We start from the raw sequence: 22,761 nt of genomic DNA, 5'->3' as shown, positions 1-22,761 counted from the left end.
AGGCGGGTAACACTCGTGTGGTTGCACGGGTGCCACCTGGAAGCCCGGGGCGGGCTACCTCGACCCGCTTCATGGAGACGCACTTCCCCCTCATCCCCGGCTGGGACGTCTCGGGCGTCGTCGAGCGGTCGGACCGAACGTCGCCGAGTTCGCGCCCGGCGACGAGGTCCACGGCTATGTCCGCAAGGACTCCGTGCAGCTCGGCGCCTACGCCCAGCTGGTGTCCGCGCATGTGCGGATGCCGGCCCGCAAGCCGGCCTCGCCGACCTGGGAGCAGGCCGCGGGCGTGCCGCTCGCGGGGCTGACCGGCTATCAGTCGATCAAGCGCGTGGGGGTGCGCGAGGGCGAGACCGTCCTGGTCCACGCCGCGGCGGGCGGGGTCGGCATGTTCGGCGCGCAGATCGCCGCCGCGCTCGGCGCCCGCGTCATCGGCACCGCGAGCGAACGCAACCACGACTTCGTACGGCAGCTGGGCGCCGAGCCCGTCTCCTACGGCGAGGGCCTGGCCGACCGGATCCGCGAGCTGGCGCCGGACGGCGTGGACGCGGCCCTCGACTTCGTCGGCGGCGACGCGGTGGACGTCTCCCAGGAGGTTCTGAAGCAACGGGACCGGGTGGTGTCCATCGCCGACCAGGACGCCCTCGCGAAGGGTGCCCATCTGCTGTGGGTGCGCCCCGACCCGGCCGATCTGACGGCCCTCGCCGAACTGGCCGACGCGGGCCGGCTCGCCGTGCATGTCGAGCGGGTGCTGCCGCTCGCGGAGGCGGCCGAGGCGTGGCGGATCAGCCGTGAGGGGCGGGTGCGCGGAAAGCTGGTGCTGTCGGTCGGGTGACCGGGGCGGCGGCGGGCGCGGTGCCGCGTCAGACCGGCACGCGAAGCGTCTCGACGGCCCGGACGAGCGGCGCCAGTTCGGGATCCTCCGCCGCCGCGTCCAGAGCCTCGCGCAGCGCCGACTCGTTCGTCGGACGGGCCTCCCGCAGCAGCTTGAGGCCTGCTTCGGTGACGTCGGTGTAGATGCCGCGGCGGTCGGTGGGGCAGAGGTAGCGGGAGAGCAGCCCGCGGTCTTCGAGGCGGGTGACGAGGCGGGTGGTGGCGCTCTGGCTGAGGACGACGGCGTCGGCGACCTGCTTCATCTGGAGGTGGCCGCCTTCGCCGTTGTGCTGGCGGCTGAGGACGTCGAGCAGGGAGTACTCGCGCACGCTGAGGTCGTGGCCGGCCTGTAGGGCGCGCTCGATGTGTGTCTCGATCCTGCCGTGCAGCAGGGAGAGCGCGCACCAGCCCTGGGCGAGCGCGGTCAGCGCGGGATCCGTCGCGGTCATGGCGCCGGTGTCCTCCGTCCGATGTGAATGACCTTCAGGATAGGGCATCTGCGAAATTTCCAGCGATTGCGTGTAGAGCGCGCTTGCAAGGATTGGAGCGCTTGGGAGGAGTGCCGGCAAAACTCCATGGCCGCCACCCCCACGGCCTGGGTATCGTCCCCTCCCATGATCAACCGGCCCTCGACCACCACGCTCTGGCGTCCCGCCGGCCCCAAGGAGCTGGACCTGGTGCGCGAGCTGAAGTGGCGCGCCTGGCCGCCCCGGCTCCCCGAGCAGCCGATCTTCTACCCGGTGCTCAACGAGGTCTACGCGGTGCGGATCGCCCGGGACTGGAACGTCAAGCACGACGGCGCCGGGTACGTCACGCGCTTCGAGGTCGACTCGGAGTTCCTGTCCCGGTACCCCGTCCGGCAGGCGGGCGGCGAGACGATCCTCGAACTGTGGGTGCCGGCCGAGGAGTTGGACGAGTTCAACGAGCACATCGTCGGGACGATCGAGGTCGTGCGCGAGTTCCGCTGAACCGGCCCGACCGTGCCGGCAGCCCGTGCCGGGCCTCCGGCATGGCTAGCCCCGTGCGAGGTGCCTCATCGCCAGTGCCAGGCCAAGTCTGAATCGGCCTTGCGGTGTGCGCAGTGGCCAGCCCAGCAGGTGTTCGGCGTGTGCCAGCCGTTCCTGGAGCGTGGAGTGGTGGACGTTTATCTCGGCCGCCGCCGCCCGCAGGCTCACCGTCGAGGCGACCGCGTGCAGCGTGCCGAGCAGCCAGGGCGCCGCCGCCGAGGCCGCCTCCAGGGCCCGTACGTCGGGCGGCGGCTCGGCGCCCGGTACGACGAGGTCGGCGAGGAGCGCGATGCCGCCCAGCTCGTCGGCGTGGACGACACCGGGGCCCGGGTCCTGAGCGGTGCCCTCGGCCGAGAACCGCAGGGCGACGCGGGCCTCGGACCAGGAGCGCGGTAGTTCGAGCACTTGAACCGCGGGTCCGACGCCGACGCGACCGACGGGCGGCACGGCGTCGGGGTACGCGGGGACGACCACCGGGCGGCCCTCCAGCGGGGCCAGGACGCGGGCCGGGGCGGCGGGGTCGAGTCCCAGTCCCCGTGCCGCGTGCAGCCGTGCCGCCTCCGGCGCCGAGGCGTCGAGGACGGTCTCGACCAACGCCGGATCATCTGCGGGCGCCCGCCCACGGGTCCGGTCGAGCACGACGCGGATGACTCCCGCGGCCCGCTCCAGGATCACCGCGTCCACGACACTCGGCTCCGCCTGCCCGGCTCGCTCCAGCCACAGCGCGGCGACCCCGCCCGGCGTCAGCGCGACCGACGGCCAGGCGGGGTCGGCCGCCGCCTCGCTCTCCCGACGCGTCCCGTCCGCCTCGACCCGGACACGCACCCGCCGCTCCACATCCACCAGCCGCGCCGGCACCCCCGCCAGCACGGCAGCCCCACGCACCAACGCCTCAAGCCCGGCCCGCCCTTCAGCAAGCCGATCAAAGTAGGCAATGACCCGAACAGCGGCCCCCGCATCCGGATCAAGCGCAGTCAACCGCCCGGCCAGCTCTTTCATAGGCCAATGGTGCGGCACACGGTCAAGCCCCGAGTCCCCAGCCGACCTGAAGGGCCCCACGCACAGCTCTCAGCCGCCCACGCCGACCACCCTGAAGGGGCGCGGGGAACTGCGCGACCAGCCACATACAGCCCGCACCCGAAGAGCCACCGAACGCGGCAGACGCACCGCCCTCAGCCGCCCACGCCGACCACCCTGAAGGGGCGCGGGGAACTGCGCGACCAGCCACCCACAACCCGCACCCGCAACGGCACCCCCGCCCACAACCCGCACCCGCAACGGCACCCCCCGCCCACAACCCGCACCCGCAACGGCCCCCCGTCACTCACCGCCCCAACAACCGCCGCAACCACCCCACATGCGCCCCCCGGCATGCCCGAGACACCCCCGCCTGCGGAGCAAACCCGTCGAACCCATGGAACCCCCCGGGCCAGACATGCAGCTCCGCCACACCCCCCGCCTGCCAGATCCGCGACGCGTACGCCACGACCTCGTCCCGGAAGGTCTCCGCCGAACCGACATCCAGGAACGCCGGCGGCAACCCGGACAGATCCTCGGCCCGAGCCGGCGCGGCGTACGCGGACACGTCGGGTCCACCCCGCCGCTCCCCGAGCAGCGCGGTCCACCCGGTCTCGTTCGCCGTCCGGTCCCACACACCGAGCCCCGCCATCTGATACGTGGACGGACTGTCGTTCCGGTCGTCCAGCATCGGACACATCAGCATCTGCCCGATCAGCTCCGGCCCCTTACGGTCCCGCGCCAGCAACGCCAGCGCCGCCGAGAGCCCCCCACCCGCACTGGCCCCCGCCACCACGACCCGCTCCGCGTCACCACCGAACTCACCCGCATGCGCCGCCGTCCACTCCAGCCCGGCGTACACGTCCTCGATCGGCGCCGGATGCGGATGCTCGGGCGCCAGCCGGTACTCCACCGACACCACCACCGCGTCCAGTTCCTTCGCCCACGCCAGCGGAGCGTCCACGCCGACACGGTTGTTGCCGATGATCATCCCCCCGCCGTGGACGTGATAGATCACGGGCCGCGGCCCGGCGTCCACCGGCGCGGCCGGCCGGCAGATCAGCAACGAGATCTCCGGCGCGCCGACAGGACCCGGCACCGCACGGTCCTCGACCTCGAAGTACCCGTCCATCGTCAGGTCCAGCTCGGCCAGCAACTGGATCCCCGCACCCTGACGCACCTCGGCTATCTCGTCCATCGTCAGGCCGGGTGAGATCACGTCCTTGATGAGCTCCAGCGCGGCGGCGAGCTCGGGATCGAACGGGGGCGGGGCCTGGGTCATGGCTACTCCTCACACAGGGGGCACTCACGTGCCTCGCGGCTCTGCGGTCAGCATCCGCGCACCGACCCCGCCCGCGGGGGCCGCCGGACGGCGGAAGCTGCCCGCCGTCCGGCGGGTGGCACACCCGTGACCGGGAGCCTGCCAGGCCATGACCGGCTCAGCACCCCCTTCTCGCTCGGCTTCATCGTGCCCGTCCCAGCGGTCACGACGCTGACCGGCCTGCGAGCTTCGAGGAGACGGCAGCGGGCAACGGCCGAACCCGTACGAGCAGATGGCGTCCCAGCGCCACTGCCGTCAGCACAGCGACCAGCGCGCACACACCGAGCCACCCGAAGCCGCCGTACGCACGCGCCCCCAGCCACGAGCCCGCGGTGCCGCCGAGATAGACGCAGGTCATGTACGCGGTGCTCAGCCGGGCGCGGACATCGGCGCCGAGGCCGTAGACCCGGACCAGGTTGGCCACCTGGCCGGACTGCATGCCGACGTCGAGCAGCAGCGTGCCGACGACCAGCGCGCTCAGCCCGGGTACGCCGCCGAGACCGCCGAGGGCCAGGACCGGCGCCGCCGCACCGACGACGAGCAGGCACACGAGGGTGACGCGGTCCGGGCCGTGGCGGTCGACGAGTCGTCCCGCGACCGGCGTGCACACCATCGTCGCCGCGTTGACCAGGGCCAGCAGTCCGGCCGCCGTCGCGTCCAGGCCGTACACCGGGCCGGTGAGCAGCAGTGCCACGCCCGTCCACACTGCGGAGAACCCGGCGAACACCATGGCCTGGTACAGGCACGAGCGGCGCAGCTCGGGCTCGGTGCGCAGCAGTCGCAGCGGCGCGGCGAGCAGCGCCGGGTAGGGGGCCGCGGTGGACGGCGCCGGCGACGGCAGCATGCGGGCCAGCAGCGCGGCGACCGTGAGGGAGAGCACGGCGGCCACGACGTACGGCGCCCGCCAGCCCAGCCAGTCGCCGAGCGCGCCGCCGAGCGCCCGGGACAGCAGCATGCCGGCGAGGCAGCCGCTGAGCAGGGTGCCACCGACCACGCCCTGCCGTTCGGCGGGCACCAGGCCGGCCGCCAGCGGTCCTGCCAGCGGGGCGATCACCGTCGCCGTTCCGACTAGGACACTCGCGGCGACGAGCGGCATCAGCGCCTGCGCGGTGGACGCCGCGAACAGTCCGGCACCGGTCACGGTGAGCAGGGTGACGAGCAGCCGGCGGGGCCGCAGCCGGTCGCCGAGCGGGACGAGCAGGTAGATGCCGGCCGCGTAGCCGAACTGGGTCGCCGTCACCACCGTGGTCGCCGCGTCGGGGGAGACACCGAGGCCGGAGGCCACCAACGGGCCGATCGCCTGCGGGAAGTAGACATTGCCCACGGCGACCCCGCAGGCGAAGGCCAGCAGCGCGACCGCGGAGGTAGTCTGCCGGTGGTTGAGATCCGTCATGTACCGAAGTCCACGTCGGCGACGATCCGTTGCCAAAGGATGTAGCCCGGGGCTTAATGATCAGCTTCCTGCTCGACGTCGACGACCTCGCGGACACCCGGTTCGCGATCTCGCCGCTGCGCGAGGTCATGGGCAGCCTGCGAGCCCTGCGCGCCCCCGCCCTCTTTCCCCTGCACACCCCGTGGCGCCGCACGGTGCTCGACCGACTCGACCCCGCCGACGCGCTGCTGCTGCGAGCCCTCGTCGGACAGACCCTGGTCCTGCCCGACTTCCTCACCCCGCGCCCGACGACCTTCGCGCCCGCGCTGGAGGACCAGCTCGCCGTCGTACGGGCGACGCCACCCGAACTCGTACGGCGCGACCTGCTCGCCACCCACGCCCCGCACCCCCTGCCCGACGCGCTGCGGCAGATCACCGCACCCGGCGACGAGCCGGTGACGGAGCTGCTGGAGGAGCTGTCCGAACTGCTGCTGCGCTACTGGGAGTCGGCCATCGCCCCGCACTGGCCGAGGATGCGGCTGGTGCTGGAGGCCGACATCACCCACCGTGCCCGGCAGCTGGCCACCGGAGGTGCCCAGCTCCTTTTCTCCGATCTGCACCACAATGTGCGCTGGCGGGACGGAGTGCTGCACGTCGGGCAGATGATCGGCCGGCACGAGGTGGACGGATCCGGGCGCGGACTGCGACTGGTGCCGTCCCTTTTCGCCCACAAACCCGCGCCCCCGGTCAGCGCCGACGAACCGCCGATGCTCGCCTACCCGGGCCGGGGCGCCGCGACCCTGTGGGAACCGCGGCCCGACCCCGACGCCTCCGCGCTCACCGCCCTGCTCGGCGCACCCCGCACCACCGTCCTGCGCCTCCTCGCCGAACCGCTGCCCACGGTCGAACTCGCCCGCCGCCTCGGCGTGACGCCCAGCGCGGTCTCCCAGCATCTGCAGGTGCTGCACGCGACGGGGCTGGTCACCCGGGCCCGCGACGGGCGGCGCGTGCTCTACCGGCGCACCGGACTCGGCGACCAGTTGGCCGACCGGGCTTGACTTCGAGAGCGCTCCAAGTCCTAGCGTCGTCAGGGACGGGGCAGGAACCGGGCGAACGGAGACAGGACATGCGGGTCGGCGTGCACATCAACCGGTTCGACCATCCCGGAGGAGGTCCCGCGCTCGGCGCCGAGCTGGCCGCCGCGGGTGCCGCGGCCGAGGCGGCGGGCGTGAGCTGGCTGTCGGTGATGGACCACTACTTCCAGATGGAGTTCAACGACCGGGCCGAGGACCCCATGCTGGAGGCCTACACGACCCTCGGCTTCCTCGCCGGGCACACCTCCACGGTCCGCCTCGGCGCGCTGGTCACGGGTGTGACGTACCGTCACCCCGGCCTGCTCGCCAAGATCGCCACCACGCTCGACGTGCTCTCCGGAGGCCGCGCCACCCTCGGGATCGGCGCCGCCTGGTACGACCGGGAGCACGCGGGCCTCGGCGTGCCGTTCCCGCCGGTCGCCGAGCGGTTCGAGCGGCTGGAGGAGACGCTGCGGATCTGCCTGCAGATGTGGGACCCGGCGACGAACGGTCCGTTCGAGGGCAGGCACTACCGGCTCGCCGAGACCCTCGGCATCCCGGCGCCGGTCAGCGCCCCGCACCCCGAGATCATGATCGGCGGGGGCGGGGAGAAGAAGACGCTGCGGCTGGTGGCCCGGTACGGCGACGCGTGCAACCTGTTCATGACCTCGCCGGAGGAGGTCGGGCACAAGCTCGACGTGCTGCGCGGCCACTGCGACACCGAGGGGCGCGACTACGACGAGATCCGCAAGACCGTCGTCTACTCGGGCGAGCCCGCCATGAAGGGCGACCTCGACGCCTTCACCCGGGAGATCGCGGGCTACACCAAGCTCGGCATCGACACGGTGATCCTCGGCCCTCGTACGGGGGAGCCGGCGGCGTTCATCGAGAACTTCGCGGCTCCCGCCGTACAGCGGCTGGCCGGGCTCGGCTGAGCCCCGGCGGCTACCCGCACGGCGTGCTCGACCGAGGGGTGTCCGCGTCGGCGGGGCGGCTGCGGGAGACGATCCGCATCCCGCGGGCGTCGACGACCCGGACCTGCAGCGAACCGCAGCCGCACCGCGTCCACATCGTGCTGCCCGCCGCCGTGTTGTGCCGGGAGATGATCCGGAAGGGCTCGGCGCCGTCGGGCCATCCGCAGTGCGGGCAGACGGTGCCGGTCGTGCTGGTCATGGTGACTCCTCGTTCGTCGTGTGGCTGATCGACCGTCGCGACACCATCAAGCGTGCGATGAGCCTCCGTACACGTCCAGGTTGACTTTCTGGACCTCACCTTGAAGCGTGGGCTTCATGATTGACCTGCGCCGACTGCATGTACTGAGGGCGGTCGCCCACTACGGCACGGTCACCGCGGCCGCCAGCGCCCTGCACTTCACGACGTCCGCCGCCTCCCAGCAGATCCGTCAGCTGGCCCGCGACCTCGGCGTCGACCTGCTGGAGCCGCAGGGCCGCGGCGTGCGCCTCACCTCGGCGGCCGAGAGCCTGCTGGCGCACGCCGACGCGATCCAGGCCCGCTGGGAGCAGGCCGAGCTGGATCTGCGGGCCGACCATGGCGCGCCGGCGGGGCTGTTGCGCGTGAGCGGTTTCCCGCTGGCCGTGTCGGTGTTGCTCGCGCCCATGGCGGCCCTGCTGCGCACACGTCATCCGCGCCTGAGTGTCCGGATCCAGGAGACGAAGGTGCCGGCCAGCTTCGACCTGCTCTTCGAAGGGGAGACCGACCTGGCCGTCGTCGAGGCGACGATCTTCAACCCGCCGCTCGGCGACACCCGCTTCGACCAACAGCCGCTCCTGGACGACCCGTTCGACCTCGTCGTCCACGAGGACCACCCTCTCGCCGGACGGGACGGCGTCGACCTGGCGGAGGCGGCCCGCGAGGACTGGATCGCTCCGGTGCCGGAGAGTCCCTGCCGCCCGCATGTGCTCTCGGCGTGCGGAGAGGCCGGATTCACCCCGGACATCGTCCATCACGCGATGGAGTGGGATGTCATGGCCCACCTCATCGCGCACCGGCTCGGCGTCGCCCTGATCCCGCGCCTCGCCCATCTGACCCCGGACCTGCCGATCACCCGGGTCCGCTGCACGGGCAACCCGCACCGCAAGCTCCTGACCTGCACCCGGGGCGGCAGACACGAGCGCCCGGCGGTCGCGGCCGCGCTGGCGGAACTGCGCGAGCTGGCGCCGAAGGCGGTGGCCTGAGACACGGGAAAAGGGCCGGAGCGCCAGGCTCCGGCCCTTCGTGACGACCCGTGGTGGGGTCAGGCGGCGACCGCCTCGCCCGCGTGGCCGTGGACGCGCGCGATGACCTCGGTCAGCTGGGCAGCGACCTCGGCGTCGTCGGCCGGGTGGGTCTCGGCGAAGCGGGTGACCGAGCCGGGGATGGAGAGCTTGACGTCCTCGAGCACCTTGCCGCCGGCGATGCCCACGGCCTTGCGGGTCTCGTCCTGCGCCCACACGCCGCCGAACTGGCCGAAGGCGGTGCCGACCACGGCGACCGGCTTGCCGCCGAAGGCGCCGGAGCCGTACGGGCGGGACAGCCAGTCGATGGCGTTCTTCAGGACGGCCGGGATCGTGCCGTTGTACTCGGGGGAGAAGAGCAGGAACGCGTCGGACGCCTGCGCGGCCTCACGCAGCTTCGCGGCGGCGGCCGGGACACCGCCCTCGACGTCGATGTCCTCGTTGTAGAAGGGGATGTCGGCGAGGCCCTCGAAGAGCACGACCTCGGCGCCCTCGGGAGCGAGCTTGACGGCCGCCTCGGCCAGCTGACGGTTGTGCGAACCGGCGCGAAGGCTGCCGACGAGCGCGAGGATGCGAACAGACATGCGAACTCCAGGGGGGATGAAACACTGCCGTTACGAAACCGGACCGAGGTCCGCTTACGTTTCTAGCATCCTAAGCGGACCGCGGTCCAGTTTCATTCCCGATGCTTTACGCTGGCTTCATGTCCGCCGCCCTGCCCCCCTTCCCGAAGCCCGAGGAGCCCGACGGCACGCCCCGGTTGCTGGAGGTCGGTTCCGCCGCCGACGAGCCCTGCCTGCGCGCCGACGCGGCCCGCAACCGCGCCCGGCTGCTGGAGGCCGCCTCCGAGCTGATCGCCGAGCACGGCGCGGCCGGGGTCACCATGGAGGCGGTGGCGGCCGCGGCCGGCGTCGGCAAGGGGACCGTCTTCCGCCGCTTTGGCGACCGCACCGGCCTGCTGACGGCGCTGCTGGACCACTCCGCGCGCAAGCTCCAGGGCGACTTCCTCGGCGGACCGCCGCCGCTGGGCCCCGGGGCGCCCCCGGCCGACCGGCTGCGCGCGTTCGGCGTGGCGGTGCTCTACCGCTCGGCGGAGCAGCTGGACCTGCAACTGGCGGCCCAGCCCGAGCCGACCCGCCGCTTCAGCCACCCCTCGGTCACGGCACTGCACACCCACGTGACGGTGCTGCTGCGGCAGATACAGCCGGAGGCCGACTGCGACCTCCTCGCCCAGACCCTGCTGGCGTATCTCGACCCCGCCCTGATACACCACCTGACCAGGCAGTGCGGTATGCCGATGGACCGGCTGGAGACGGGCTGGCTCGACCTCGTGGACCGGGTGACACGCGCACAGGTGTGAACGTTCCGGGGGTCTCCGGAACACGTCAACCGGGCGGCTGCGGACCCTAATCGGAACCGCGCGCACAGGTTCTGCAAAGATGCCGTACGTCATGGTGCAGATACCGAAAACGCCCGCGCCCGCTTCCCCCGCACAGCGCTCGGTACCCACGAGCGCCGATGTGGCCCGCCTGGCCGGCGTCTCGCGCGCGACCGTCTCCTACGTCCTCAACAACACCAGTGCCGTCCGCATCAGCGAGCCCACCCGCCGCCGCGTCCACGAGGCCGCCAAGGAACTCGGGTACGTCCCGCACGCCGCCGCCCGCAGCCTGCGCGCCGGGCACAGCCGCATGGTCCTGATGCCCGCACCGAGCTTCACCGTCGGCTCCCTGTACAGCCGCTTCCTCAGCGAACTCCAGCTGGCCCTCGGCCGCCTCGACTACACCGTCGTCCAGCACGGCAGCGTCGGTCTGCACGGTGACGAGGCCGCCCGCGCCTGGGCCGAGCTGCGCCCCGTCGCCGTCCTGGTGTCGGGCGCCGGCCTCGGCCCGAAGGGCGTGACGGTCCTCAAGCGCTCCGGCGCCCGGGCCGTGGTCACCCTCGGTCCCGAGTCCGTCGACGGGGCGCACGCCCTGCTCATGGACTACGAGGCCGTCGGCCACTGCGCGGCCCGTCACCTCTACGACCGCGGCAGGCGCCGTATCGGCGTCGTCGTGCCCGAGGAGGAGGGCCTGGAGTCCTTCTCGGCGCCCCGTCTGCAAGGCGTGCGCCGCGCCCTGTACGGGACCGACGCCACCCTCACCGAGCTGCCCCTCGCCTACGAGGAGGAGTCCGCGGCACGGCTCGCCGCCCGCTGGCGCGACCTGGGCCTCGACGCCGTGTTCGCCTACAACGACGAGTACGCGATGCTGCTGACGCGCGCCCTCCAGGACGAGGGCGTCCGCGTCCCCGCCGACACCGCCGTCATCGGCGCCGACGACCTGATGCTCGGCCGGCTGCTGCGGCCTAGGCTGAGCACCGTCCACATCGAGCTGCCGTCCGGCCGTGACCTCGCGGAGCTGGTCGACCGTGCGGTGCGCAACCCCGGCACCCCGCCCGGGACGCACAAGGTGCTGGGTGCGACGGTGGTGCACCGAGACTCCAGCTGAGGCCGCAGGGCCCCGACCGGTGCATCCCGCCCGCGCCCCGGTCTCCAGCAGGCCCTCATCGGCCCGGCCGACGTACCGTCGAACTCAGGGAGGCGTGGAATGCGCACGACGGTCGGCATCATCGGCGGTGGCCCCGCAGGGCTGCTCCTGGCCCGGCTGCTGCACCGCGCGGGCATCGACTGCGTGGTCCTGGAGGCCAGGACCCGCGAGTACGTCGAGGCACGCCAGCGGGCCGGCATGCTGGAGCAGGGCACGGTCGACGCGCTGCGAGAGGCCGGCGCCGCCGAACGGCTGACGGCCGAGGGCCTGGTGCACCAGGGCATCGAGCTGCGCTTCGACCGGGAACGCCACCACATCGACTTCCCGGCCCTGACCGGCGGCCGTACGGTGACGATCTACGCGCAGACCGAGATCGTGAAAGACCTCGTCGCCCTGCAACTCGCCGACGGGCCGCGGTTGTTCTTCGAGGCCGAGGCGATCGCCGTGGAGGATCCGGAGAGCGCCACGCCCGCCGTGCGGTTCGTGCACGAGGGCCGCGAGCACACCCTGACCTGCGACTGGATCGCCGGCTGCGACGGCTTCCACGGCATCGCCCGCGACGCCTTCCCGGCCGGAGCCGGCCGCTCGTACGCGCACGAGTACCCGTACTCCTGGCTCGGCGTCATGGCCGAAGTCGCCCCCTCCGGAGACGAGTTGATCTACGCGCGCGGTGAACGAGGCTTCGCGCTGCACAGCATGCGCTCACCGACCGTCTCCCGGCTCTACCTCCAGGTCCCCAACGGCACCGCCCCCGACGACTGGCCCGACGAACGCATCTGGGACGAGCTCGCCGCCCGCTTCGCGATCGACGGCGACTGGACCCTGGAGCGCGGCCCCATCACCGCCAAGTCGGTTACCTCCATGCGCAGTTACGTCCACGAACCGATGCGGCACGGTCGCCTGCTGCTCGCCGGGGACGCCGCGCACATCGTCCCGCCGACGGGCGCCAAGGGCCTCAACCTCGCCGTGTCCGACGTGCGGGTGCTGGCCCGCGCCCTCATCGAGCTGCACCGCACGGGGAGCGCACAACTCCTCGACAGGTATTCGGAGTTGTGCCTCCAGCGGGTGTGGCAGGCCACCCGGTTCTCGGACGACATGACTAGGATGTTGCACGCTCAACCAGATGGGGATGCGTTCGACCACCGGATGCAGCTCGCACGTCTGCGCCGGATCACCGCATCCCGCCACGCCGCCGCCGAACTGGCGGTGAACTACTCGGGACTTCCGCTCCCGTTGTGAGTCCCGCCGGTGATCGAACGGAGAGTCGCCATGCCGTTGCTCGACCCCAGCACCTGGCAGTCCCCCTCCCTGTCGGGAGGCGAGTACGCCGTCACCGAGCCCGCCACGGGCGACAGGCTCGGCACCGTCACCCTGGCCACCGCCGAGGACGTCGGCACGGCGGCTCAGGTCGGCCGAGCCGCACAGACGGAATGGGCCCGCGTCCCGCACTTCGGGAGGGCGGCGGTGCTGCGCAAGGCCGGCGACCTGTTCACCGCGCACGCCGACGAACTGCGCGGATGGCTCGTCCGGGAGTCCGGATCCATCCCCGGCAAGGCCGACTTCGAGCTGCACGTCGCCGCCCAGGAGTGCTACGAGGCCGCCGCTCTCGCCTCCCGCCCGGCCGGCCAGGTCCTGCCCAGCGAGGCACCCCGGCTGTCGTACACGCGCCGGGTCCCCGTCGGCGTCGTCGGCGTGATCGCGCCGTTCAACGCCCCGCTGATCCTCTCCATCCGCTCCGTCGCCCCGGCCCTCGCGCTCGGCAACGCCGTGGTGCTGAAGCCGGACCCGCGCACGGCGATCTGCGGCGGACTGTCGCTCGCCGCGGTCTTCGCGGAGGCCGGTCTGCCGGAAGGGCTGCTGCATGTGCTGCCGGGCGGCCCGGAGGCGGGCCAGGCGCTGGTCGCGGACCCGCGCGTGCCGGTCATCTCCTTCACCGGCTCCACGGCCGCGGGCCGTGCCGTCGGCGAGGCCGCAGGGCGCCACCTCAAGCGGGCGCATCTGGAACTCGGCGGCAACTCGGCCCTGATCGTGCTGGAGGACGCCGACCTCGACGCCGTGATCTCCACCGCCGCCTGGGGCTCCTTCTTCCACCAGGGCCAGATCTGCATGACGACCGGCCGCCATCTCGTCCACCGGTCGCTGTACGAGGAGTACGTCGAGAGGCTCGCCGCCAAGGCGGACTCCCTCGCCGTCGGCGACCCGCACCGCACCGAGGTCCACCTGGGCCCGCTCATCGACTCCGGCCAGTTGAACAAGGTGCACGGCCTGGTCGAGGCCAGCACCTCAAGGGGAGCCAAGCTGGCCGCGGGCGGTACCCACGAGCAGCTCTTCTACCGGCCGACCGTGCTCGCCGGGACGGACGACGAGACCCCCGCGTACGCCGAGGAGGTCTTCGGTCCGGTCGCCCCGGTCCGTTCCTTCGCGACAGCCGACGAGGCCGCGGCCCTCGCGGCGGCGAGTGCCTACGGCCTCTCCCTTGGCATCGTCACCCGGGACACCGCCCGGGGCCTCGACCTGGCCGAACGGATCCCGACCGGCATCGTGCACATCAACGACCAGACCGTGAACGACGAAGCCGTCGCCCCCTTCGGAGGCGTCGCCGCCTCCGGGACCGGCGCCCGGTTCGGTGGCGAGGCCAACCTGGAGGCGTTCACCGACGTGCGCTGGACGACGGTGCGCGGCGACGTGGCGCCGTACCCCTTCTAGGCCCGGCCCCTGGAGGCCGCCTTCCGGATCCGGTCCCCGCGGTCCCTACTGGCCGTCCTGCTCCGCCTGCGCCTCCTGGGCGGCGACGGCCTTGCGGACCTCGTCCATGTCGAGCTTGCGGGCCTGCCCGATGACGTCCGTGAGCGCGGCCTCGGGCAGGGCACCCGGCTGCGCGAACACGGCGACCCGGTCACGCACGATCATCAGCGTCGGGATCGACTGGATACCGAAGGCGGCGGCCAGCTCGGGCTGCGCCTCGGTGTCGACCTTGCCGAACACAAGGTCCGGGTTCTCCTCGGCCGCCTTCTCGTAGACGGGGGCGAACTGACGGCAGGGCCCGCACCAGGACGCCCAGAAGTCGATCAGGACGAACTCGTTGTCCGTGACCGTCTCGTCGAAGTTCTCCTTGGTGAGCTCCACGGTGCTGCTCATGGCGTATTTCCCTCTTCCTGGTGTCGGGGGCGAAGCCGTCGGCGACAACACGACCGTACGGTCACGTATTCCGCGCGCGTACCCGTGTGGCCACGCCGCACACCACCCGTAAGACTGAGCCCATGACGGAAACGGATTCCATCGCTTACGACGTCGTGGTGCTCGGTGCAGGGCCTGTGGGGGAGAACGTCGCGGACCGCACCCGTGCGGCCGGTCTGTCCACCGCGGTCGTGGAGAGCGAGCTCGTCGGCGGCGAATGCTCGTACTGGGCCTGCATGCCCAGCAAGGCCCTTCTACGCCCCGGTCTCGCCCAGGCCGACGCACGCCGCCTCCCGGGCCTCTCGCAGGCCGTGCAGGGCCCGCTCGACGCGGCCGCTGTCCTCGCCCGGCGCAACGCATTCACCGGGAACTGGAACGACGACGGTCAGATCCAGTGGCTGTCCGGTATCGGCGCCGACTTCTACCGCGGCCACGGCCGCCTCGCCGGACCCCGGACGGTGGAGGTGACCGGCGCGGACGGCGCCCGGCACGTCCTGACCGCCCGGCACGCCGTCTCCGTGTCCACCGGCAGCCGGGCCGTCCTGCCCGACCTGCCGGGACTCGCCGACATCAAGCCCTGGACCAGCCGCGAGGCCACCAGTTCGCAGACCGTGCCCGGACGGCTCATCGTGATCGGCGGGGGAGTGGTCGCCACCGAGATGGCCACGGCCTGGCACGCCCTCGGCTCGAAGGTCACGCTCCTCGTGCGCGGCAAGGGCCTGCTGAACCGGATGGAGCCCTTCGCCGGCGAAATGATCGCCGAGGCCCTCACCGAGGCGGGCGTGGACGTCCGCACCGGCACCTCGGTCACCTCGGTGACCAGGGAGAACGGCACCGTCGTGGCCGTCACCGACAGCGGCGACCGCATCGAGGCCGACGAGATCCTCTTCGCCACCGGCCGTGCCCCGCGCACCGACGACATCGGCCTGGACACGATCGGCCTGGAGCCCGGCTCGTGGCTGGAGGTCGATGACAGCCTGCGCGTCACCGGCAGCGAGTGGCTGTACGCGGTCGGCGACGTGAACCACCGGGCGCTGCTCACCCACCAGGGCAAGTACCAGGCCCGTATCGCGGGCGCGGCCATCGCCGCCCGCGCCTCCGGCGTGTCCCTGCTCGACTCGGACCCGTGGAGCGCCCACGCCGCCACCGCCGACCACTCCGCGGTCCCCCAGGTCGTCTTCACCGACCCGGAGGCCGCCGCCGTCGGTCTGTCCCTGGCGGAGGCGGAGCAGGCCGGCCACCGGGTGCGCGCCGTCGACTACGACCTCGGCTCGGTCGCGGGCGCCTCGCTGTACGGCGACGACTACCGCGGCCGCGCCCGCATGGTCGTCGACCTGGAGCGGGAGATCCTCCTCGGCGTGACCTTCGTCGGCCCCGGCGTCGGCGAGCTCATCCACTCGGCGACGATCGCGGTCGCCGGCCAGGTGCCGATCAGCAGGCTCTGGCACGCGGTCCCGTCGTATCCGACGATCAGCGAGGTGTGGCTGCGGCTGCTGGAGTCGTACCGCGACAACTGACGCACCCGCCGAGAACGCCAGGGCTCACTCCGGCAGCGTGAAGCCGAGGGCCCTGGCCGCCCCGTCCGGAGCCGGCTGGGCCCAGTACTCCGCCATCGCCTGATTGGACGACAGCGAGCGAAGTTCGGCCCGGTCCAGATAGAGCACACCGTCGAGGTGGTCCGTCTCGTGCTGCACGATGCGGGCGGGCCACCCCGAGAACACCTCGTCGACGGCGTGCCCGTGCTCGTCCTCGCAGGTCAGCCGCACCTCGGCGTGCCGGGCGACCACCGCCTGATAGCCCGGGACGCTCAGACAGCCCTCGAAGAACGCGGCACGCCCCTCGCCGACTCCTTCGTACGACGGGTTCACCAGCACCCGGAACGGCTGCGGCACCCGCCCGCGCAGCAGCCGTACCTCCTCCGGCACCGGAGCCGGATCCTCGATCACCGCGATCCGCAGCGACACGCCCACCTGCGGCGCGGCGACGCCGACGCCCGGCGCCGCGTGCATCGTGATGCGCAGGGCCTCCACGAAGCGGGCCAGCAGCGCGGGGTCCAGCTGACCGTCGAAGCGCTCGGTGGGGCGCCGCAGCACCGGGTCGCCGGCCGCCACGATGGGCAACGGGCCCTCGGTGGCCAGAAGTTGCTCGACCTGCTCGGCGAGCGGTGCGCGATGGTTCGGAAGTGCCATCGCGCCAGAATGCCACGGCGCCCGCACGACGGGCGGACTTCCTTGTGGCGTACGTCACTTGAGGTGCCGGGAACTCGGCGGTCCCGCGCTCCGACTACTGGACCGCCACAGCAGAGAAACTCCCCGAACTCCCCACTCCCCGGAGAAGCCGCCGATGTCGACCGCTCCCACCACCACCGAGGCGGAGGCGTCCCCACCCGACGCCCCGGCGTCGTCGCCCCGCAGATGGGCACCCCTGCGCCCGCTGATCCTGCGTCTGCACTTCTACGCCGGAATTCTCGTCGCGCCGTTCCTCCTCGTCGCCGCGACCACCGGATTCCTGTACGCCGGGGCCTTCCAGGCCGAGAAGCTCGTCTACTCCCACGAGATGACCGTCCCGGTCGGCGACACGAAGCTGCCGATATCCGAGCAGGTCGCCGCCGCGCGCAAGGCCCACCCCGAGGGCACGATCTCCGCGGTACGGCCCTCCCCGGCCGACGACGAGTCCACCCGGGTCATGCTGTCCGGGGTCGAGGGCATCGACGCCGACCACGCACTGGCCGTGTTCGTCGACCCGTACACCGCCGAAGTGCGCGGCGCCCTCGAACAGTACGGCTCGACCGGCGCGTTGCCGCTGCGCACCTGGATCGACGAGTTCCACCGCGACCTCCACCTCGGTGAAACCGGCCGTCTCTACAGCGAGTTGGCGGCCAGCTGGCTGTGGGTGATCGCGGCCGGCGGCCTGGTTCTGTGGTTCTCCCGCCGCCGCGCCCTGCGCAAGGTGCGCGGCACCAGCGGCCGCCGCCGCACGCTCGGCCTGCACGGCACCGTCGGCGTCTGGGCCGCCCTCGGCTTCCTCTTCCTCTCGGCCACCGGCCTGACCTGGTCGACGTACGCGGGCGCCAACATCGACGAACTGCGCACCTCGCTGCGCCAGGCCACCCCGTCCATCTCGGCCTCGGCGGGCGGCGAGCACGGGGGTCACGGCGGCGCCGCCGGTGCGGGCGGCAGCGGCGACCACGGCGTCGGCCTCGACAAGGTCCTGGCCGCCGCGCGCGCCGAGGGGCTGGGCGACCCGGTGGAGATCGTGCCGCCCGCCGACGCCTCCTCCGCGTACGTCGTGCGCCAGGTTCAGCGCAGCTGGCCGACCAAGCAGGACTCGGTCGCCGTCGACCCGGCGAGCGGCGAGGTGACCGACGTGCTGCGGTTCGCCGACTACCCGGTGCTCGCCAAGCTGACCCGCTGGGGCATCGACCTGCACACCGGGGTCCTGTTCGGCCTGGTGAACCAGATCCTCCTGATGGCGCTCACGCTCGCCCTGATCCTGCTGATCGTGTGGGGCTACCGCATGTGGTGGCAGCGCGGCCGCGACTCCGCCTTCGGCCGGCCCATCCCGCGCGGCGCCTGGCAGCAGATACCACCGCAGATCCTGGTCCCGCTGGTGGTGGTCGTCGTGGTGATCGGCTACTTCGTGCCGCTGCTCGGCATCTCGCTGGCGGCCTTCATCGCCGTGGACGTCGTGCTCGGCGAGGTCTCCCATCGGCGGGGCAAGCGGACTCCGGTAGACGCGAGCTAGCTCGAAGGCATGGGGAAGGGGCCCGGTTCCTGGAGGAACCGGGCCCCTTGCGTCGCCTGTTCGGCCCTCGCCGATCAGAACTGCTCGAAGTCGCCCGTCAGCGCGGAAGCGAGGCGCATGTGCGGCTCCGCCTCCTCGTCCCGTCCCTGACGCTGGAGGGTGCGACCCAGCATCAGCCGGGCGTAGTGCTCGACGGGGTCGCGCTCGACGATCACGCGCAACTCGGCCTCCGCCCGCCGCAGTTGGGCCGAGTGGTAGTAGGCGCGCGCCAGCAGCAGCCGCGGACCCGTCTGCTCCGGCACCTCCTCGACCAGCGTGCCGAGGACCCGCGCGGCACCCGCGTAGTCCTTGGCGTCGAAGAACAGCTGCGCGCGCTCCCAGCGCTCGGCCGGTGTTCCGTGGTCGTAGTACATCGTCTCCACTCTGACCTCCTTCGTCGCGCTCAACGAAGGCCAGTGGTTCAATATTCCACTACTTGGCGACGGTGGCTGTCATGGCGGCGAACTCGGCGTCGGCGCGCTGGGTGATGAGGGTCAGCACCCGTCCGGCGACGGCCAGGTCCTCCTTCGGGATGCCGTCGTAGACACGGGCGGTGATGGGGGCGGTCGCGGCGGACGTGCTCGCCCAGCGCTCCCGTCCGGCATCCGTGATCCGAACCGCGGACGGCTCCTCGGCGGCCAGCAGCTCCGCCGCGATCAGCTCGTCGACCACGGAGTGGGCCTCCGCCGCGTCGATCTTCAGCGCGCCGACGACGCCGTCGACCAGGGCGTCGCGCCCGACCGGCCCCTCGGCCACGGCGACGAGCCGGAGTGTGACGGACTGCTGGAAGGTGGAACCGTGGCGGGCCAGCACGTGCTCGAGCAGCGCGCGGCCGGCGTAGTGGGCCAGGGCTATGACCCGGGGGTCGACGAGAGGATCGACCGGGGAAGTGGTGGTCGTCATGACTGCTCCTTGTCGGACTGTCCGTCGTCGGACTGTCTGTGTTCGGACGCGCTGTCGTGGGTCTTGATGTCGGCGTCGGACTCGCTGTCGTTCACGAACGGGTCAAGGGGTACGTCGAGCAGGGTCGTCAACTCGCGGGTGAAGTCCCGGGTGCGTGCGCTGCCGAGCCCGCCGAGCGGTGCCAGCAGCTGTTGCAGGAGCCCCTGGACGACCTCGATCGCCTGCCGGGTCCGCGCCTGCCCCTGTTCGGTCAGCGCCAGCTGTACGGCGCGCGGGTCGCGGGGGTCCCGGGTGCGTTCGAGGAGCCCGGCCGATTCCAGGGAGCGCGCCAGCTTGGAGACGTACAGCGGTTCCAGCCCGGTGTGGTCGGCGAGGCGCCGCTGACTGGGGCGTTCTCCGTGGCGCTGCATGCCGTACAGCGAGGCCACCAGCGCGTACTGCGCGTGGGTGAGCCCCAGCGGGGTGACGGCCCGGTCGACCGCGACCCGCCACTTCGTGGACAGACGCCACACCAGGAACCCGGGTGAGGCGTTCTCGGAACCCTTGCTCATGCGGAATAGAGTACATAGCTATTATATCCATGGCTACTATTTCGCGAACGCATCGAGCCAGCCCCGGGTTACGGACTGACGAGGTGGCCCCGGCGGGGCTAGGTTGGGCCTCATGAGCAATCTTGATCGCGAAGCGGTGCCCGCCGTCTGCGGCGGCCGCGGTTTCGTCGTGGCGGAGCCCGTACGCGAACTTCTCAGCCCTCGCCGCGTCAAGCTCGGCGAATCCACCGAAGTCCGTCGCCTGCTGCCCAACCTGGGCCGTCGCATGGTCGGCGCCTGGTGCTTCGTCGATCACTACGGTCCCGACGACATCGCCGAAGAGCCCGGCATGCAGGTGCCGCCGCACCCCCACATGGGTCTCCAGACGGTGAGCTGGCTGCACGAGGGCGAGGTGCTGCACCGCGACTCGACGGGCAGCCTCCAGACGATCCGCCCGCGCGAGCTGGGCCTGATGACCTCGGGCCGGGCGATCAGCCACTCCGAGGAGAGCCCGAAGTCGCACGCGCGTCTCCTGCACGGCGCACAGCTCTGGGTCGCCCTCCCGGACAGCCACCGGCACACCGACCCACACTTCGAACACCACGGCGAACTGCCGACCGTCACGGCACCGGGCCTGAATGCCACGCTGATCCTCGGCAGCCTCGACGGGGCGACCTCGCCGGGCACGACGTACAGCCCGATCGTCGGCGCGGACCTGGCCCTGACGCGCGGCGCCGACGTACGCCTCCCGCTGGAGCCGGACTTCGAGTACGCCGTCCTGTCCATGTCCGGCGAGGCCCACGTGGACGGCGTGCCGGTAGTGCCCGGCTCCATGCTCTACCTCGGCTGCGGCCGCACCGAACTCCCGCTGCGCGCCGAGTCGGACGCCGACCTGATGCTCCTCGGCGGCGAGCCGTTCGAGGAGGAACTGATCATGTTCTGGAACTGGATCGGACGCACCCAGGCGGAGATCGAGCAGGCCCGCGAGGACTGGATGCGGGGCTCCCGCTTCGGCGAGGTGAAGGGCTACGACGGGGACCCGCTGCCGGCCCCCGTTCTGCCGGCGGTTCCGCTGAAGCCGCGGGGGAGGGTTCGCTGACCTGCGGAATGGCTCGATCGCCGGCGATGGGCGGGTGACGTGCCGTCAGGGTTCGTCCCCTTGCCCGGCGGCCTGTCGGACGGCTCGCTTCATCGAAAGCGAGGCCAGCGGGCGCGGTGCGCCTTCGATCGGGTTTTCGTACAACCTTTCGGGCGCCTCCGGGAGTCTCACACATCACCGACACGCGAGGCGCTTCAAGGGGGAACACGCTTTGTTACGTGTCCACTTCACCGCCGAGGATCTGGCAAGAGTCACCGTCGCGACGAGACTGGACCCGCTGTGGGAGACGATGCTCGGCGTCCAGCAACTGGCCTATTCCGTGCAGGTGATGCCTGCCATGCAGGGCTGGCGGCGGCGCGCCAGGAGCGTCGTCGGGCAGGGCGGGCCTCACGGGTCCCTGCGGATGCTCAGCGCGCTGCTGCCGGCCCGCGGCTACTTCCCGGACTTCCTCACCCCCACCGCGGCCGAGGAAGGCCTCGACGTCGGGCTGGAGGCGATCCGCGGCACCCCGCCCCGGAGGCTGAGGGACGAGCTCGTGCAGCTCACCGGCAGCGGCCCGGCCCGGCGCCGCTCCGCGCCCGTCTGGATGAGGAACCTCGCCGGCGGCGACCGCGACCGGATGGCCGACCTCACCGCCGCCATCCGTACCGTGCACGACAGCGTGATCGTCCCGGAGTGGACGGAGGCCGAGGCCCGCGTCGAAGGAGACCGCGCCCGGCGTGCCCGGACCGTGCGGGACGCCGGAGTGCACGGGCTGCTCGGTTCCCTCGGCCCGCTCGTGCGGTGGCAACCGCCCGTGCTGCACGTGGACTACCCCGTCGACCGCGACCTGAGCCTCGGCGGGCGAGGGCTGCGGCTGATCCCGTCGTACTTCTGCCGCCGCACGCCCATCGCCCTGGCCGATCCCGAACTGCGCCCGGTTCTCGTCTACCCCGTCGACCACAGCACCGTCCGGCCCTCGTCCGACCTGTCCGGCACCAAGCCGCAGGCCCTGTCCGCCCTGCTGGGCCGCACCCGGGCACGTACGCTGGCGGCGCTGCACGACACCGCCACCACGGGCGAACTCGCCCGCAGGCTACGGATCTCGCCCGCCTCCGCCAGCCAGCACGTGCACGTCCTCGCCGCCGCCAACCTGGTCCACAGCCAGCGCGTCGGCAATCAGGTGCTGCACACGCTGACGCCGCTCGGTGCGGCCCTGCTGTCCGGCACTCGTCTGCCGTCGGAGTCCTCACCTGGAAGTTTTGGCCTCCGCTGAAACCCTTGGCTCGTCCGGTGTGCCAACCCGCAAGCTGTGAGGGACGCATGGGGGCTTGACCGCCCCCCATGCCGTCGGGCACGTCGCCCGTGCCGGCCCGTACGCCCGGCCGGACGCGCGGGCGAGGCCGTGCCACTGCCGGAGGCCACACCGATCAGGGGGAAACAGCCATGGCCCTGCGCCGACTCATCACCGTTCTGTCATCCGCCGCGATGCTCGCCGCGGCCTCGCTGGCCGGCCTGGGCGGCACCGCCCAGGCCGCCGGCGGCTGCACGTCCATCGGCGGCGGCAAGTACAACTGCAACGTCTGGAAGACGGCGTCCACCTGGTGGTGCACCACGACCGACCAGACCGACAGCTGCAACGGCGTCCCGGCCGGAATCCTCCGCGCGGGCACCAACTACTTCTACTGCCAGCAGTGGGGCCACGAGTACCGCTACGGCAGCTACTACAACCACTACTGGGCGCAGACCGACGACGACAGCGGCAACAAGCGGGTCTGGCTGCCCGTCGTCTACATCAGCGGCGGCGTGAACGACGGCCGTATCCCCGGCCTCCCGCTCTGCTAGAGCTCACGCCAGGCTCCTGCCCCCAC

The 22,761-nt window shown here is 72.2% G+C and carries 24 protein-coding genes and 1 pseudogene; 14 read left to right on the top strand and 11 right to left on the bottom strand.

Annotated elements, in window-relative coordinates:
- Positions 1 to 37 precede the first annotated feature (37 nt).
- Positions 38 to 832: pseudogene (locus tag CP983_RS03920) on the top strand (NADP-dependent oxidoreductase); the annotation flags it as partial.
- 28 nt (positions 833 to 860) lie between these two features.
- Here the strand turns inward: CP983_RS03920 and CP983_RS03915 are convergent.
- The gene (locus tag CP983_RS03915) at positions 861 to 1,319 is read right to left on the bottom strand and encodes a MarR family winged helix-turn-helix transcriptional regulator (protein ID WP_093748185.1); all 459 of its coding nucleotides are present in this window, start codon (positions 1,317 to 1,319) and stop codon (positions 861 to 863) included.
- A 165-nt stretch (positions 1,320 to 1,484) separates the two neighbouring features.
- Between CP983_RS03915 and CP983_RS03910 the strand changes: the two genes are divergently transcribed.
- Positions 1,485 to 1,838 (top strand): hypothetical protein, encoded by a 354-nt coding sequence (locus CP983_RS03910; RefSeq protein WP_150498544.1) that lies wholly within the window; start codon positions 1,485 to 1,487, stop codon positions 1,836 to 1,838.
- A gap of 45 nt (positions 1,839 to 1,883) precedes the next feature.
- Here the strand turns inward: CP983_RS03910 and CP983_RS03905 are convergent, their stop codons facing one another.
- From CP983_RS03905 to CP983_RS03895, 3 genes are all read right to left on the bottom strand, one after another.
- Positions 1,884 to 2,876, bottom strand: coding sequence for a helix-turn-helix domain-containing protein (locus CP983_RS03905; protein ID WP_150498543.1), 993 nt, complete (start codon positions 2,874 to 2,876; stop codon positions 1,884 to 1,886).
- A 325-nt stretch (positions 2,877 to 3,201) separates the two neighbouring features.
- The gene (locus CP983_RS03900) at positions 3,202 to 4,176 is read right to left on the bottom strand and encodes an alpha/beta hydrolase (RefSeq protein WP_150498542.1); all 975 of its coding nucleotides are present in this window, start codon (positions 4,174 to 4,176) and stop codon (positions 3,202 to 3,204) included.
- 202 nt (positions 4,177 to 4,378) lie between these two features.
- Positions 4,379 to 5,608 carry an MFS transporter gene (locus CP983_RS03895; protein ID WP_150498541.1) on the bottom strand — a complete coding sequence of 410 codons (1,230 nt, stop codon included), beginning with the start codon at positions 5,606 to 5,608 and terminating at the stop codon, positions 4,379 to 4,381.
- A gap of 56 nt (positions 5,609 to 5,664) precedes the next feature.
- Between CP983_RS03895 and CP983_RS03890 the strand changes: the two genes are divergently transcribed.
- The gene (locus CP983_RS03890) at positions 5,665 to 6,645 is read left to right on the top strand and encodes an ArsR/SmtB family transcription factor (protein ID WP_150498540.1); all 981 of its coding nucleotides are present in this window, start codon (positions 5,665 to 5,667) and stop codon (positions 6,643 to 6,645) included.
- Between the two features lie 68 nt (positions 6,646 to 6,713).
- Positions 6,714 to 7,595: an LLM class F420-dependent oxidoreductase gene (locus CP983_RS03885; RefSeq protein ID WP_150498539.1), complete on the top strand. Its 882-nt coding sequence runs from the start codon at positions 6,714 to 6,716 to the stop codon at positions 7,593 to 7,595.
- A 10-nt stretch (positions 7,596 to 7,605) separates the two neighbouring features.
- On the opposite strand, the gene CP983_RS03880 is transcribed toward CP983_RS03885, so the two are convergent.
- A complete protein-coding gene (locus CP983_RS03880; RefSeq protein WP_107908460.1) occupies positions 7,606 to 7,833 on the bottom strand; it encodes a hypothetical protein in 228 nt (75 codons plus the stop codon).
- A gap of 116 nt (positions 7,834 to 7,949) precedes the next feature.
- Here CP983_RS03880 and CP983_RS03875 point away from each other — a divergent pair, with 116 nt between their 5' ends.
- The gene (locus CP983_RS03875) at positions 7,950 to 8,855 is read left to right on the top strand and encodes a LysR family transcriptional regulator (RefSeq protein ID WP_150506371.1); all 906 of its coding nucleotides are present in this window, start codon (positions 7,950 to 7,952) and stop codon (positions 8,853 to 8,855) included.
- Positions 8,856 to 8,914: 59 nt separating this feature from the next.
- Here the strand turns inward: CP983_RS03875 and CP983_RS03870 are convergent, their stop codons facing one another.
- Complete coding sequence (locus CP983_RS03870; protein ID WP_030960260.1) at positions 8,915 to 9,478, bottom strand: NAD(P)H-dependent oxidoreductase; 564 nt, start codon at positions 9,476 to 9,478, stop codon at positions 8,915 to 8,917.
- A gap of 101 nt (positions 9,479 to 9,579) precedes the next feature.
- Here CP983_RS03870 and CP983_RS03865 point away from each other — a divergent pair, with 101 nt between their 5' ends.
- From CP983_RS03865 to CP983_RS03850, 4 genes are all read left to right on the top strand, one after another.
- The gene (locus CP983_RS03865; RefSeq protein WP_176574361.1) at positions 9,580 to 10,254 is read left to right on the top strand and encodes a TetR/AcrR family transcriptional regulator; all 675 of its coding nucleotides are present in this window, start codon (positions 9,580 to 9,582) and stop codon (positions 10,252 to 10,254) included.
- Between the two features lie 79 nt (positions 10,255 to 10,333).
- Positions 10,334 to 11,380: a LacI family DNA-binding transcriptional regulator gene (locus CP983_RS03860; protein WP_150498538.1), complete on the top strand. Its 1,047-nt coding sequence runs from the start codon at positions 10,334 to 10,336 to the stop codon at positions 11,378 to 11,380.
- Positions 11,381 to 11,479: 99 nt separating this feature from the next.
- Entirely contained in the window at positions 11,480 to 12,658 is a 1,179-nt protein-coding gene (locus tag CP983_RS03855) for a 4-hydroxybenzoate 3-monooxygenase (protein ID WP_150498537.1), read from the top strand.
- A gap of 30 nt (positions 12,659 to 12,688) precedes the next feature.
- Positions 12,689 to 14,125, top strand: coding sequence for a benzaldehyde dehydrogenase (locus tag CP983_RS03850; RefSeq protein WP_150498536.1), 1,437 nt, complete (start codon positions 12,689 to 12,691; stop codon positions 14,123 to 14,125).
- A gap of 45 nt (positions 14,126 to 14,170) precedes the next feature.
- Here the strand turns inward: CP983_RS03850 and trxA are convergent, their stop codons facing one another.
- Positions 14,171 to 14,557 carry a thioredoxin gene (gene trxA, locus CP983_RS03845; protein WP_107908463.1) on the bottom strand — a complete coding sequence of 129 codons (387 nt, stop codon included), beginning with the start codon at positions 14,555 to 14,557 and terminating at the stop codon, positions 14,171 to 14,173.
- Between the two features lie 122 nt (positions 14,558 to 14,679).
- Between trxA and CP983_RS03840 the strand changes: the two genes are divergently transcribed.
- Positions 14,680 to 16,113 (top strand): dihydrolipoyl dehydrogenase family protein, encoded by a 1,434-nt coding sequence (locus tag CP983_RS03840; protein WP_150498535.1) that lies wholly within the window; start codon positions 14,680 to 14,682, stop codon positions 16,111 to 16,113.
- A gap of 24 nt (positions 16,114 to 16,137) precedes the next feature.
- Here CP983_RS03840 and CP983_RS03835 read toward each other — a convergent pair whose 3' ends face one another.
- Entirely contained in the window at positions 16,138 to 16,785 is a 648-nt protein-coding gene (locus tag CP983_RS03835) for a peptide deformylase (protein ID WP_150498534.1), read from the bottom strand.
- Positions 16,786 to 16,939: 154 nt separating this feature from the next.
- Here CP983_RS03835 and CP983_RS03830 point away from each other — a divergent pair, with 154 nt between their 5' ends.
- On the top strand, positions 16,940 to 18,340 hold the full coding sequence (locus CP983_RS03830; protein ID WP_150498533.1) for a PepSY-associated TM helix domain-containing protein: 1,401 nt from the start codon (positions 16,940 to 16,942) through the stop codon (positions 18,338 to 18,340).
- A gap of 74 nt (positions 18,341 to 18,414) precedes the next feature.
- Here CP983_RS03830 and CP983_RS03825 read toward each other — a convergent pair whose 3' ends face one another.
- The 3 genes from CP983_RS03825 to CP983_RS03815 are packed head-to-tail and all read right to left on the bottom strand — an operon-like array spanning position 18,415 to position 19,833.
- Positions 18,415 to 18,762 carry a tetratricopeptide repeat protein gene (locus CP983_RS03825; protein WP_107908466.1) on the bottom strand — a complete coding sequence of 116 codons (348 nt, stop codon included), beginning with the start codon at positions 18,760 to 18,762 and terminating at the stop codon, positions 18,415 to 18,417.
- Between the two features lie 49 nt (positions 18,763 to 18,811).
- Positions 18,812 to 19,282, bottom strand: coding sequence for a winged helix DNA-binding protein (locus tag CP983_RS03820; protein WP_150498532.1), 471 nt, complete (start codon positions 19,280 to 19,282; stop codon positions 18,812 to 18,814).
- Entirely contained in the window at positions 19,279 to 19,833 is a 555-nt protein-coding gene (locus tag CP983_RS03815; RefSeq protein ID WP_229914629.1) for a MarR family winged helix-turn-helix transcriptional regulator, read from the bottom strand. The genes CP983_RS03820 and CP983_RS03815 overlap by 4 nt, the downstream gene beginning before the upstream one ends.
- 112 nt (positions 19,834 to 19,945) lie before the next feature.
- On the opposite strand from CP983_RS03815, the gene CP983_RS03810 reads away from it, so the two are divergent.
- The 3 genes from CP983_RS03810 to CP983_RS03800 all read left to right on the top strand — a co-directional run bounded on the left by CP983_RS03810 (position 19,946) and on the right by CP983_RS03800 (position 22,735).
- Positions 19,946 to 20,911: a pirin family protein gene (locus tag CP983_RS03810; protein WP_150498531.1), complete on the top strand. Its 966-nt coding sequence runs from the start codon at positions 19,946 to 19,948 to the stop codon at positions 20,909 to 20,911.
- A 211-nt stretch (positions 20,912 to 21,122) separates the two neighbouring features.
- Complete coding sequence (locus CP983_RS03805; RefSeq protein WP_208852828.1) at positions 21,123 to 22,166, top strand: ArsR/SmtB family transcription factor; 1,044 nt, start codon at positions 21,123 to 21,125, stop codon at positions 22,164 to 22,166.
- Between the two features lie 170 nt (positions 22,167 to 22,336).
- Complete coding sequence (locus CP983_RS03800; protein ID WP_107908470.1) at positions 22,337 to 22,735, top strand: hypothetical protein; 399 nt, start codon at positions 22,337 to 22,339, stop codon at positions 22,733 to 22,735.
- Positions 22,736 to 22,761 lie beyond the last annotated feature (26 nt).

This window comes from Streptomyces chartreusis, from assembly GCF_008704715.1.
In the GTDB taxonomy this organism is placed as follows: domain Bacteria; phylum Actinomycetota; class Actinomycetes; order Streptomycetales; family Streptomycetaceae; genus Streptomyces; species Streptomyces chartreusis.
This window is presented reverse-complemented; position numbering and strand designations above follow the sequence as displayed.

Bases quoted from the DNA above. Each gene is read 5' to 3' on its own strand.
- CP983_RS03915 (WP_093748185.1), bottom strand. From the start codon at position 1,319: ATGACCGCGACGGATCCCGCGCTGACCGCGCTCGCCCAGGGCTGGTGC.
- CP983_RS03910 (WP_150498544.1), top strand. From the start codon at position 1,485: ATGATCAACCGGCCCTCGACCACCACGCTCTGGCGTCCCGCCGGCCCC.
- CP983_RS03905 (WP_150498543.1), bottom strand. From the start codon at position 2,876: ATGAAAGAGCTGGCCGGGCGGTTGACTGCGCTTGATCCGGATGCGGGG.
- CP983_RS03900 (WP_150498542.1), bottom strand. From the start codon at position 4,176: ATGACCCAGGCCCCGCCCCCGTTCGATCCCGAGCTCGCCGCCGCGCTG.
- CP983_RS03895 (WP_150498541.1), bottom strand. From the start codon at position 5,608: ATGACGGATCTCAACCACCGGCAGACTACCTCCGCGGTCGCGCTGCTG.
- CP983_RS03890 (WP_150498540.1), top strand. From the start codon at position 5,665: ATGATCAGCTTCCTGCTCGACGTCGACGACCTCGCGGACACCCGGTTC.
- CP983_RS03885 (WP_150498539.1), top strand. From the start codon at position 6,714: ATGCGGGTCGGCGTGCACATCAACCGGTTCGACCATCCCGGAGGAGGT.
- CP983_RS03880 (WP_107908460.1), bottom strand. From the start codon at position 7,833: ATGACCAGCACGACCGGCACCGTCTGCCCGCACTGCGGATGGCCCGAC.
- CP983_RS03875 (WP_150506371.1), top strand. From the start codon at position 7,950: ATGATTGACCTGCGCCGACTGCATGTACTGAGGGCGGTCGCCCACTAC.
- CP983_RS03870 (WP_030960260.1), bottom strand. From the start codon at position 9,478: ATGTCTGTTCGCATCCTCGCGCTCGTCGGCAGCCTTCGCGCCGGTTCG.
- CP983_RS03865 (WP_176574361.1), top strand. From the start codon at position 9,580: ATGCTTTACGCTGGCTTCATGTCCGCCGCCCTGCCCCCCTTCCCGAAG.
- CP983_RS03860 (WP_150498538.1), top strand. From the start codon at position 10,334: ATGCCGTACGTCATGGTGCAGATACCGAAAACGCCCGCGCCCGCTTCC.
- CP983_RS03855 (WP_150498537.1), top strand. From the start codon at position 11,480: ATGCGCACGACGGTCGGCATCATCGGCGGTGGCCCCGCAGGGCTGCTC.
- CP983_RS03850 (WP_150498536.1), top strand. From the start codon at position 12,689: ATGCCGTTGCTCGACCCCAGCACCTGGCAGTCCCCCTCCCTGTCGGGA.
- trxA (WP_107908463.1), bottom strand. From the start codon at position 14,557: ATGAGCAGCACCGTGGAGCTCACCAAGGAGAACTTCGACGAGACGGTC.
- CP983_RS03840 (WP_150498535.1), top strand. From the start codon at position 14,680: ATGACGGAAACGGATTCCATCGCTTACGACGTCGTGGTGCTCGGTGCA.
- CP983_RS03835 (WP_150498534.1), bottom strand. From the start codon at position 16,785: ATGGCACTTCCGAACCATCGCGCACCGCTCGCCGAGCAGGTCGAGCAA.
- CP983_RS03830 (WP_150498533.1), top strand. From the start codon at position 16,940: ATGTCGACCGCTCCCACCACCACCGAGGCGGAGGCGTCCCCACCCGAC.
- CP983_RS03820 (WP_150498532.1), bottom strand. From the start codon at position 19,282: ATGACGACCACCACTTCCCCGGTCGATCCTCTCGTCGACCCCCGGGTC.
- CP983_RS03815 (WP_229914629.1), bottom strand. From the start codon at position 19,833: ATGAGCAAGGGTTCCGAGAACGCCTCACCCGGGTTCCTGGTGTGGCGT.
- CP983_RS03810 (WP_150498531.1), top strand. From the start codon at position 19,946: ATGAGCAATCTTGATCGCGAAGCGGTGCCCGCCGTCTGCGGCGGCCGC.
- CP983_RS03800 (WP_107908470.1), top strand. From the start codon at position 22,337: ATGGCCCTGCGCCGACTCATCACCGTTCTGTCATCCGCCGCGATGCTC.